10 protein-coding genes and 1 pseudogene are annotated in these 11,225 nt (G+C 39.7%); 7 read left to right on the top strand and 4 right to left on the bottom strand.

Annotated elements, in window-relative coordinates; all coding sequences use genetic code 11:
- Positions 1-94: 94 nt before the first annotated feature.
- Entirely contained in the window at positions 95-256 is a 162-nt protein-coding gene (locus V7K32_RS00005) for a hypothetical protein (protein ID WP_334989154.1), read from the bottom strand.
- 666 nt (positions 257-922) lie between these two features.
- Here V7K32_RS00005 and V7K32_RS00010 point away from each other — a divergent pair.
- A complete protein-coding gene (locus tag V7K32_RS00010; protein WP_334989137.1) occupies positions 923-1,561 on the top strand; it encodes a Uma2 family endonuclease in 639 nt (212 codons plus the stop codon).
- A gap of 96 nt (positions 1,562-1,657) precedes the next feature.
- Here the strand turns inward: V7K32_RS00010 and V7K32_RS00015 are convergent, their stop codons facing one another.
- On the bottom strand, positions 1,658-1,873 hold the full coding sequence (locus V7K32_RS00015; protein ID WP_334989139.1) for a hypothetical protein: 216 nt from the start codon (positions 1,871-1,873) through the stop codon (positions 1,658-1,660).
- 277 nt (positions 1,874-2,150) lie between these two features.
- Here V7K32_RS00015 and gatB point away from each other — a divergent pair, with 277 nt between their 5' ends.
- Complete coding sequence (gatB, locus tag V7K32_RS00020; protein ID WP_334989149.1) at positions 2,151-3,626, top strand: Asp-tRNA(Asn)/Glu-tRNA(Gln) amidotransferase subunit GatB; 1,476 nt, start codon at positions 2,151-2,153, stop codon at positions 3,624-3,626.
- A gap of 272 nt (positions 3,627-3,898) precedes the next feature.
- Here the strand turns inward: gatB and V7K32_RS00025 are convergent, their stop codons facing one another.
- Entirely contained in the window at positions 3,899-4,132 is a 234-nt protein-coding gene (locus tag V7K32_RS00025) for a hypothetical protein (RefSeq protein ID WP_334989141.1), read from the bottom strand.
- Between the two features lie 17 nt (positions 4,133-4,149).
- Positions 4,150-4,236, bottom strand: a pseudogene (locus V7K32_RS28620) (phycobiliprotein lyase); the annotation flags it as partial.
- A 27-nt stretch (positions 4,237-4,263) separates the two neighbouring features.
- On the opposite strand from V7K32_RS28620, the gene V7K32_RS00030 reads away from it, so the two are divergent.
- The 5 genes from V7K32_RS00030 (at position 4,264) to ntrB (ending at position 10,889) form a co-directional block, all read left to right on the top strand.
- On the top strand, positions 4,264-4,644 hold the full coding sequence (locus V7K32_RS00030; RefSeq protein ID WP_334989151.1) for a hypothetical protein: 381 nt from the start codon (positions 4,264-4,266) through the stop codon (positions 4,642-4,644).
- A gap of 114 nt (positions 4,645-4,758) precedes the next feature.
- The gene (locus tag V7K32_RS00035; protein ID WP_334989143.1) at positions 4,759-5,883 is read left to right on the top strand and encodes a succinylglutamate desuccinylase/aspartoacylase family protein; all 1,125 of its coding nucleotides are present in this window, start codon (positions 4,759-4,761) and stop codon (positions 5,881-5,883) included.
- Between the two features lie 218 nt (positions 5,884-6,101).
- Positions 6,102-7,415: a bifunctional ornithine acetyltransferase/N-acetylglutamate synthase gene (argJ, locus tag V7K32_RS00040; RefSeq protein ID WP_334989145.1), complete on the top strand. Its 1,314-nt coding sequence runs from the start codon at positions 6,102-6,104 to the stop codon at positions 7,413-7,415.
- Between the two features lie 1,131 nt (positions 7,416-8,546).
- The gene (locus V7K32_RS00045) at positions 8,547-9,929 is read left to right on the top strand and encodes a CmpA/NrtA family ABC transporter substrate-binding protein (protein WP_334989153.1); all 1,383 of its coding nucleotides are present in this window, start codon (positions 8,547-8,549) and stop codon (positions 9,927-9,929) included.
- 120 nt (positions 9,930-10,049) lie between these two features.
- The gene (gene ntrB / locus V7K32_RS00050) at positions 10,050-10,889 is read left to right on the top strand and encodes a nitrate ABC transporter permease (RefSeq protein ID WP_334989147.1); all 840 of its coding nucleotides are present in this window, start codon (positions 10,050-10,052) and stop codon (positions 10,887-10,889) included.
- The last annotated feature ends 336 nt before the right edge of the window (positions 10,890-11,225 follow it).

The following is an 11,225-nucleotide window of genomic DNA, read 5'->3' on the forward strand; positions in this document are numbered from 1 at the left end:
ATAGGAGCTAATGAAAAATGAAAGATATCTCCTTTGCCTTAATACATTTGTACTATTGTTTTGCGATCGCCCTGTGCCAGTTGCGTAAGTCCTGTTAAGGTCTTGTGAGAAATCCGGGTAGAAACGTATCGAGTGTACAGGTATGCATTCCCAAGTATTCCACCCCTTGGTGAGGTGGTTTTTGCCCATTTTGCTGTTGCTGATTAAAAAACTGTAAAAGTGGAGATACTCCGACAATATCAAAAGTGTATTTCATGCTAGCACTGCCAATTTTAAATTACTTACAGTAAAGCTTTAGTTTTTTCTAACATAACGTCTAACAAGTAGCTCAAGCATCTAGAAAAAGTATAGTTTATATCTATATCATAAGCATTAAATTTCAGTTAAAAATTAGCACTAACAAGCCTTGAGTGCTAATTTTTTTTAATAGTTTTATTTATTATTAAAGAGTTTTAGTGATAAATTAAGGGGTGTATATAGGAATCGCAAATTGATTTTGTAAAAATCTAAGTAGTCGTGTAGGGTGTGTTAGACCCCACATTCCGCACTTCAAAATGTATTATCTATCTTTTCAATAAAAATTCCTAATAATGTTCAAATTATTAAGTATTAATATTGAATACCATTGGCGATTTATGTTGTTGATTTAACCATTTTTTTCCACCTATGGGAAATCTACGCATATTACACGATGAAGTGCGGAAAGTCGGTTAGACGAAAACCCGACACCATTTTAAGCTTTTGATGCCGTACTTTCTGCTTTTAACTGCATTTAAGGCGATTTTTAAAAATATTGTATCTAGCCCTTTTATAAATAGTTTATTTTCTGGAAGTCCCTTAGCCTACGCGCGTTGCTGCTGTTCATATTGCGTTGGTTAGTGGTAGGATAACAATTTGTACATCACTTGAGTCACTTAAAAGAATGGTTAACAGTCTCAAAGAACTTATAGACTACCCAGAACTTACTCAAATTGACGATCCAGAAGAGAGGTTTAGTACCAGTGGTGTTAGTTGGGATATTTATGAAGCGCTACTAACCAAGCTAGAGCAAAACTCTCATTACCACGTCAATTATTTGGATGGGATATTAGAAATTGTGTCACCGTCGTTCCGGCATGAAAAACTCAAAAAACGTGTGGCTACTTTGATAGAGTTTTATCTTCTAAAAAAGCGGATACAACATACACCAATGGGTAGCCCCACTTTAAAAAATAGATTTAATAAAGCTGGGGCAGAACCAGACGAATGTTATTCGATTGGAGAGGAAAAAGATATTCCTGACTTAGTTGTAGAAGTAATTATCACCAGTGGCAGTATTGATAAACTCAAAAATTACCGACGCTTGGGAGTAGCAGAAGTTTGGTTTTGGGAAAATAATCGGCTGACAGTCTATCACTTACGCGAAGAAAATATAGCAGATTTTTTGGAAACCAATGGCTATGAGCAAATTACTTTAAGTGAGTTTCTGCCAGAACTAAATATCTCTTTACTAGAACAATGCTGTTTAATTTCAGACCAAATTAAAGCTGTTGATGAATTTGAACGAGGTATCAACTCATGACTCAAGTTCTACCCAAACTAGGGACTTCCAAGGAATAAAATCACCAAATACAATAATGATAATCAATCTGAGGGGAAGGAGAAGCAATCAAATCTTTCATACTTGTCTAATTCTCATTGCTTCTACTTCGTCAGTTTCAGAATTTACCTTAAAAAGTTTATATTTTCGTTTATATAGCACAGGGGTTGAAGCAAGAGAGCTAAGAATTAAGTTTTCTAATTGGTTTTTAGGAGGTTTTTTAGGAATATTAAACCCTAAAGTAATCAACCAGAAGTTTTTCTCATCAGAAAGTTCAACTTCTTCAAGCCTCAAATCTCCTAATGACGAACCCATCATGTCTTGTATGGATTTTATCTATTGATATGCAGCATTCACTGCGGTTTTGACATCAATCATAATCTTGGTTGTTCCCTAACCTAATTTGCTAATTTTATACAACCAATAATTAAGATTTTCTTTACCTTATGTTGCATCTCCCTTTTCAAGCTCATTTGGGTAAGCATTGCTCACCCAAATAACCGTCTTCAGGGCAACTCAATACGCCGCTACAATAGTACCACTACAAGGATTATGCCGAAATATTGATATTATGACCATTGCTACCACCGTAAAAACTGAGTATGAAGCGATTATTGGTTTAGAAACCCATTGTCAGCTCAGTACCAACACCAAGATTTTCTCTAATAGCTCTACAGCATTCGGTGCTGACCCCAATACTAACATTGACCCGGTTTGTATGGGTTTACCTGGGGTCTTACCTGTACTCAATGAAAAAGTATTAGAATACGCCGTCAAGGCTGGTTTGGCACTGAATTGTCAAATCGCTAGATATAGCAAATTTGACCGGAAACAGTATTTTTATCCTGACTTACCCAAAAATTACCAAATTTCTCAATATGATCTACCGATCGCAGAACACGGATGGTTAGAAATTGAGTTGGTAGATGCTGAGGGAAATCCTATTCGTAAACGCATTGGTATTACACGTCTGCACATGGAAGAAGATGCTGGAAAATTGGTACACGCAGGTAGCGACCGTCTCTCCGGTTCTTCCTATTCTTTGGTAGACTACAATCGCGCAGGTGTACCGTTAGTGGAAATTGTCTCGGAACCTGATTTGCGTTCTGGATTAGAAGCTGCTGAATATGCCGAAGAATTGCGCCGGATTGTGCGCTATCTCGGCGTGAGTGATGGTAATATGCAAGAAGGATCTCTGCGCTGCGATGTCAACATTTCTGTGCGTCCAGTAGGACGAAAGGAATTTGGCACTAAGGTAGAAATTAAAAACATGAACTCGTTCAGCGCCATTCAACGAGCGATTGACTACGAAATTGAGCGTCAAATCGCCGCCATTGAAGCAGGCGCGAGCATTATCCAAGAAACTCGGCTGTGGGAAGAAGGCGCTCAACGCACAAGTAGTATGCGAGTGAAGGAAGGTTCTAGCGATTACCGCTACTTCCCCGAACCAGATTTAGCACCAATTGAGGTGACAGATGCCGAATTAGAGAAATGGCAAAGCGAACTACCAGAATTACCAGCCCAAAAACGCCATCATTATGAAAGTGAGTTGGGACTTTCGCCTTACGATGCGCGAGTGCTGACAGAAGATCGTTCAATAGCGGAATATTTTGAAACTGCGATCGCATCTGGAGCAAATCCGAAAGCTGCTGCAAACTGGATTACTCAAGATATTGCAGCCCACCTCAATAAGCAAAAACTCAGTATTACTGAAATCGGCCTAACTCCCACCAATCTAGCTGATATCATCACTCGCATTGAAACGGGCAAAATTAGCAATGCTCAAGCTAAAGAAAAGTTGCCAGATTTGCTCAGTGGTATTTCTCCTGAAAAAGCCTTTGCAGGTCTTGAGTTAATCACCGATCCTAGTGTACTAGAACCCATCGTTGATGAAGTCATAGCTGCCAATCCCAAAGAACTAGAAAAGTATCGCAACGGCAACACCAACCTCAAAGGCTTCTTTGTCGGACAAGTTCTCAAAAAGACAGGCAAACGTGCCGATCCTAAGCTGACTAATGAATTGGTGGAGAAAAAACTGAACGCCTAGCAGGGGAGCAGGGGGCAGGGAGCAGGGGAAGCAAGAAAAAATAACTAATCCCCAATCCCCAATCCCCAAGTACGTATTTTCCCGGTTATTCTTCACTAAATCTTCATATAAAAACTGGTGACAGCCCCTATACCTAAAATGTTATGCTGTGGTAATTAGATGCACCCTGATGATCTGGAGAGCTACCTAAGTGGCTCTCTTTTTATTTGAGTTATGTGGTATTTACGTAAAAGCTTCATCAAATTTTTAGAAATAATCTTAATAAATATTTACTACACCTGCTCATCAAATCGGGTGCGAAAGCCTCCGTATTTTATCCAATATTGTTTCAAATTGTGGCAGGGTGTATGCAAACTGGCTCTTGCCTGATATAAAATCACTTGGCGATGAGCGCCCATCCAAATTTTGTCAATTGGCTCAACCGAAATAATAGTGCCTCCTAACGCTCCCACACATTGGGAAAAACGCTCGATAGCACTATAACGCTCTTTTATTACTCTCGTCATAATGAACTACCCCTGGCTCAAACGAAGTTAGCCAGGGGTAGTTCATTTAGAGAAACCCGACAACGGACATTGGGATTGACAAACCATATCTTTTCTTCGGCGGCGGCGCGATCGCGTAGCCCTTACTCGGTATTGATTTTCTCTCTTTCGTCCAGGTGAAAAACCTGATTTTGATGGATTTCCAGCCTTTATTTCAAGATGAAGTTTACTTGAGGAAGTACATACATCCATTGCAGACATTGCATGATTTATATCCAGACTTGGCACAAGGCTTGAAAATGAAATTTTACGATGCTAGTCAATACTTCTCAAAATATCTCTTATTTGCCAAAACCGATGCAGAAACAGTTAAAACCAGAGTCTTTGAGGCATTCAAAGACTATCTGAATTTGTACTGGCAGATGCTAGCCCAATCTGAACCTCTAATCGACGAGTCAGACATTCAACGGATTGTCTATTTAATAAGGGTTATGCAAATTAGATGTTTTTTAGCTTATCTATGGGTTGTGTAAATTTTGTGCTAAGTAGAAAAAGCTGCCGCAACTTGGTATGATTTTGGTTTGCATGGCTTTTAATTCAGTACATATCCAGCGATAATTTAACTCAAATCATCACCGAGTTATTTCATGCTACCAATTATTGAAACTATTGTATTACGTCAGATGGCTTCGGGCGATCGCTTGTCTCTACAAGTTTACAAATTCATCGGCGCTCAACCTGGTAAAAAAGTTTACATTCAATCTAATCTGCACGGTGCAGAAATTTCTGGGAATGCTGTTATTCACCAGCTAATGGAGTCTTTATTAACAATAGATGATACAAATTTAACTGGACAAATCTGGCTAGTTCCCGTTTGTAATCCAATGGGGACGAATCAGCGATCGCACCATTTTTCCCCCGGACGATATTGCATTTACGAAGCTAAAGACTGGAATCGCATATTTTGGGACTACGAGAAAGAAGCTGATGATTTAGTAGCTTTTACTAAATCTCAACTTCATATTGATCCAAAGGTGATTCGACAAAATTATCTAACTATAATTAAGCAACAATTTGCAAAAATTTTAGAAAAAATTAATTCTCCTAGTGCAGTGCCATACACTGAACTTTTTAGCTATAAACTGCAAAATCTAAGTTTAGATGCAGACTACTTAATTGATTTACATAGTTCAACAAATCACGCTTTAGACTACGTTTATTACTTCCGAAATCGAGAAGACAGTGCAAAATACTTTTTACTCGATTTCGGAATCTTGCTTGATAAATATGATGGTGATGCTTTTGATGAAGCATTTATTAAACCTTGGTTAGCACTGGAAGCTTGTTTTAAAGAGTCTGGTAGAGAAATTAAGTTTGATGTGGAAGCATGGACACTGGAATTAGGCTCAGGAATGCAAATGAACCCTGATTCAGTCGCTAAAGGTGTAAAGGGTGTGAAAAACTATTTAGCGCAAAAAGGTGTATTACAAATTCCTGAATCTGATGAGACAAAAACCCCTAAGATGGCTTTTGCATCTAGCAGCAACCGGAAAAAATATTATGCGATCGCGGGTGGTATGATTCAATCCAGAATCGAATTAGGTAGTACAGTCAAAGCTGGACAAAAGCTGTACCAAATTCTCAGTTTTAATAAAGAAGGTAAGTTACCTAATGTAATTGATGTCTACGCTCAACAAGATGGATTAGTTTATGATGTCGCAACCAATCAAGCTGTGAATGAAGGTGAATTTGTTTTGGGAGTTATTAGTTAGAAGTTTTTTTGTAAGCGTCTCTTCCCCTTCTCCCAAAAGGAGAAGCAACTGCCGTGTAAATTTGATGATACTAATAGGGCTAAAATTAAGTTGTATCGAAAGTTACCAATGTTTGATTCAGGGAGTTATCAAGAGCGATCGCAAATGATAGCCGAACAATCTATAAACCCCCGATCGTCAGGGGTGTAAAATTTTCTAATAGTTTAGAGTGAAGAATAATGGCAGATTGGCAAAAAATCACAGGTGGGATCACAGCACCAAGGGGGTATCAAGCGGCGGGAATTACCGCAGGGTTGAAACCTTCAGGGTTGCCAGATTTAGCTTTGATATTCTCAGAGGTGGAAGCGATCGCAGCTGGTGTATTCACCACTAGCCAAGTTAAAGCTGCTTGCGTAGAATATTGTCGCCAACGCTTGCAAGCTAAACAGAGCGCTCGTGCCATCCTCTGCAACGCCGGACAAGCAAATGCTGCTACAGGGACTCAAGGCTACCTTGATACTTTAGAATCTGCTATGGCACTAGGCCAAGCACTAAATATCCCATCTGAATCTGTGTTAGTGGCTTCCACTGGCGTGATTGGTCAAAGAATTAAGATGGATGCTTTACGAAGTGGGATTCCCAAGGTAGTAGCAGCACTATCAGAAACAGGCTCAGATGCCGCCGCCGGGGCAATTATTACTACAGACTTGGTAACGAAATCTATTGCCCTAGAGACAACTATAACAGATCGCCCGGTACGAATTGGTGGCATTGCCAAGGGTTCCGGCATGATTCACCCGAACATGGCAACCATGCTGTCATTTGTTACTTGTGATGCTGTGGTTTCGCCTCACCTTTGGCAACAGATGTTAGCAAGGGCAGCTGATAGAAGTTTCAATTCCATTACCGTAGATGGTGATACCAGCACCAACGATAGCTTAATCGCCTTGGCAAATGGTCAATCTCGCACCCCAGCAATTACAGAATGGGGCGCAGAAGCAGAGAAATTAGAGGCGATGTTAACAGCAGTTTGTCAGCATTTAGCCAAAGCGATCGCTCGTGATGGTGAAGGCGCAACCTGTCTAATTGAAGTGGAAGTAACAGGGGCCAATGATGAAATTTCAGCCCGACAAATAGCCAAAACTATCGCTGGTTCATCCTTAGTTAAATCTGCAATCTTTGGACGTGACCCAAATTGGGGACGCATCGCCGCCGCCGCCGGACGTGCAGGTGTGCCTTTTGAGCAAGAAAACCTGCAAATTAAGCTAGGGGATTTCTTAATGTTAGAAAATGGGCAACCTCTGCAATTTGACCGTGCAGCAGCGAGTGCTTATTTGAAAAAAGTAGTTGTTGATTCTTCCCTACCCAAAGACTTTATTGCCACCAATAATAGTAATGATTTATCTTTTGATAGAAGCACTATCAAGGCTCAACGAGTTGATAATCCGGTGATCATTGCAGTTAATGTTGGCAATGGTCATGGTTCAGGTAAAGCTTGGGGTTGCGATTTGAGTTATGACTACGTGAAAATTAACGCCGAATACACTACGTAAGCTACTCACAACTGTTTGCTAGTTAGAGAGACGCGATAAATCGCCATCTCTAATCTTAATTTATTGACTTAAGACATTAAAATCTCGTTTACAGGTGTAATGCCGTTTCTACTTTAAGGTTGATACAAATAGGTTGCTAGGGGCGCACAGCTAACTGTGCGCCCCTCATGGTAAACGCATCTAATTTTATCAATCAGTTAAAATACTCAGAATAGTCTTACGGTTTCTTATGCTGTGGCTGGACGGAGAAAATGGCTAAAAAGCATATAGAAATTAGAAGAAAGAGGTACTTCAAGCTCAGTTCACAAATTGCTCAGTTGGATAATACACAATTGCGTTCTCTGTTTGAGAATAGTGAGCCAGAATTTCAAACTCCCTCTCCCAAATCTGGGAGAGGGATTTAGGGAGAGGGTGAAAACTACGGTTCTCAACTAAGATTTGGTTTAGATAGACCAAAAGCTAACTATGAGTTGGTTCTGTTTCTAGAGTACATACCGCATGTTCTGGAAACATGGCTGCTCTTAAACCCCAACAAACTTCAAAAACCCCTGGATGACTTACGCACGACGATTACTTTTTTGAGGGCGAAGGGAATCATCCACTTTGATAGGTTTCCAAAGCTTCCCCAGCTTTACCATCTGACTCTGATTGCGTTGCTTTCCTAAATCATAATGTCACTATAATAGTTATTATCAATAGAAACTTATATATCACAAATGCCTACTAAAAATAAGTAAAACCAGAAAATCATAAAGTAAATATAATAGTTTTCATAAATAAGAGTTTATACATTAAAAACTTTTCCGATATCTGAGGTAAATGGATAAGTTTTTCCTTATACATGCAATTTAATATTTGTTTAATAAATCCATATTTCAAGTTAACAATTTTGGCTTCAAAGGCTGTAAACTGATTTGAACAAGGTGAATGATACCTCTGCATCACACTAGAAAAGCAGAGCAAATAAATTAGCCTAGTTTTTATACAGGTAGCTATTTCAGTAATGATATAGCTGCGATCGCTTTGCAAAATCTAGCTTGATTAATAATTAATAGCGCAATAAACATAACGTTTGTTTTGCCTAAATTGTCATAGCTATAAAAAATAAAAATTGCGTTTTAAGGAGATATTCTGACAGAATTTTTTAATCAAATTTCGCGTCGTAAATTCATCGTCACAGCCGGAGTATCGGCGAGCGCTATATTTCTCAAAGGCTGTTTGGGCAATCCTCCTGAAAATCTGACTGGTGGAAACACTAAAGCACAACCAACTGCTCAATCTGTTGCTAATATTAGCCCTGAACAAACACCAGAAACTACTACAGTCAAACTGGGGTATATTCCCATTGTAGAAGCTGCTCCTTTAATTATTGCTAAAGAAAAAGGCTTTTTTGCAAAGTATGGCATGACTAATGTTGACCTTTCTAAACAAGCTTCTTGGGGTGCAGCCAGAGATAACGTAGAAATTAGTTCTGCTGGTGGTGGTATAGATGGCGGTCAATGGCAGATGCCAATGCCACATTTAATCACAGAAGGTTTGATAACCAAGGGCAATCAAAAAATTCCCATGTATGTATTATGTCAATTGATTACACATGGAAATGGAATTGCGATCGCAAACAAACACCAAGGTAAAGGTATTAGCTTACAACTCGGCGGCGCTAAGTCTTTGCTTAAGGAATTAAAATCCTCAACACCCTTCACAGCTGCATTTACCTTTCCCCACGTCAACCAAGATTTGTGGATTCGCTACTGGTTAGCAGCAGGCGGCTTAGATCCAGATGCAGATGTCAAATTGCTTACAGTACCTGCGGCGCAAACTGTAGCCAACATGAAAACCGGAACAATGGATGCCTTTAGTACAGGCGACCCCTGGCCTTATCGCCTTGTTCAAGAAAAAATTGGCTACATAGCAGCATTAACCGCAGAAATTTGGAAAAATCATCCTGAAGAATACGTTGCCATCAGAGGCGATTGGGTTGATAAAAATCCCAAGGCTACTAAAGCAATTTTAAAAGGAATTATGGAAGCCCAACAGTGGCTAGATAATTTTGACAACCGCAAAGAAGCGGCTCAAATTCTGGCTGGACGAAATTATTTCAACCTTTCTTCACCAGAAATATTGGCAGATCCATACCAAGGCAAATATGACATGGGTGATGGTCGCAAAATTGATGATAAATCAATGGCTGCTTACTACTGGAAAGATGAAAAAGGTAATGTTTCTTATCCATACAAGAGTCACGACTTATGGTTCATAGTTGAAAACGTTCGTTGGGGATTCTTGCCAAAAGATTACGTAGAGAATAATGCTGCCAAGGCTAGGGAACTTGTCAACAAAGTTAACCGCGAAGATATTTGGAAAGAAGCTGCCAAAGAAGCAGGAATTGCTGTTGCTGATATTCCTACAAATACATCCCGTGGTATAGAAGAGTTTTTTGATGGCATGAAATTTGACCCCGAAAAGCCAGAAGAATATCTCAAGAATCTCAAAATCAAAAAGGTCAATATTTAGTTATTAGTCATTGGTCATTAGTTATTGGTCGTTAGTTATTTGCGAAGGAGAAATGACTAATGACAACGAAAAAATAACAAATGACTAATAAAAAATAAAATTTCAGGAGAAATCAGCATCATGACAATAGCCCAAAAACGCCCTGCAAATCCTAGATTTAATAATAGCTTTATATCTAGTCTGCAAAAGCAATTTCCTGACCTGATACCACCAACGATCGCCATCACAATCTTCCTGATTCTCTGGCAACTTTTCGCTTGGATTCCCGGCGCAACATTACCAGGGCCAATACAAGTTATTCAAGATACTTGGGTTCTGATTTTCTGGCCATTTTATGACCGAGGTGGCATTGATAAAGGTCTGTTTTGGCAGATTCTTGCTAGTCTGCAACGGGTTGCTATTAGTTATACCCTAGCTGCGATCGTAGGTATTGCCTTGGGCGTTTTGATTGGGGTTAATAAAACCATGTCCAAAGCATTAGACCCCATCTTTCAATTACTGCGGACTGTACCCCCTCTAGCTTGGGTACCAATTTCTTTAGCAGCTTTACGACAAAACGAACCCGCAGCCTTATTCGTAATTTTCATTACCGCCATTTGGCCAATCTTAATTAACACTGCTGTCGGCGTTACCCAAATTCCCCAAGATTACAACAACGTCGCCAAAGTTCTGCAACTTAGCCGCAAAGAATATTTCACTAATATTTTGATACCTGCGGCATTACCCTACATTTTTACCGGTTTGAGAATTGCGATCGGTTTAGCATGGTTAGCGATTATCGCCGCCGAAATCGTCATGTCCGGTATTGTCGGCATCGGCTTTTTTATCTGGGATGCCTATCAAAATAACAACGTCAGCGAAGTTATTTTAGCTCTAATTTATATCGGCATTGTCGGCTTAGTGCTAGATAAAATGATGGGTTGGCTTCAAAACAAGATTTTACCAACAGAGCAAAAATAGTTAGGAGTTAGGAGTTAGGAGTTAGGAGTTAGGAATTATATAATCCTCAACTCCCACTTCCAAGCCCCAACTTTCAACTACTCACTGCTCATTCTTAGCTTTCAACTCTTCACTCCTCACTCTTAACTTTCAACTCTTATAGCGTTTTCCAGTCTGGTGAGGTACAAGAACCCCACCCCCAACCCCCTAAGAGCAAGCGATGAGCTTGCTCTGATGTACCTCATCTGGTTAGGAAACGCTATACCCGGATTTCTCACAAAGCTTGAAGAAATAGGGGTCAAAAACTGCCAAAATGTATATTGCAAAAGAATTCCAGCAGTTTGAAGTATGACCCCA

It is taken from the genome of Nostoc sp. (assembly GCF_036917635.1).
Taxonomy (GTDB): Bacteria; Cyanobacteriota; Cyanobacteriia; order Cyanobacteriales; family Nostocaceae; genus Nostoc.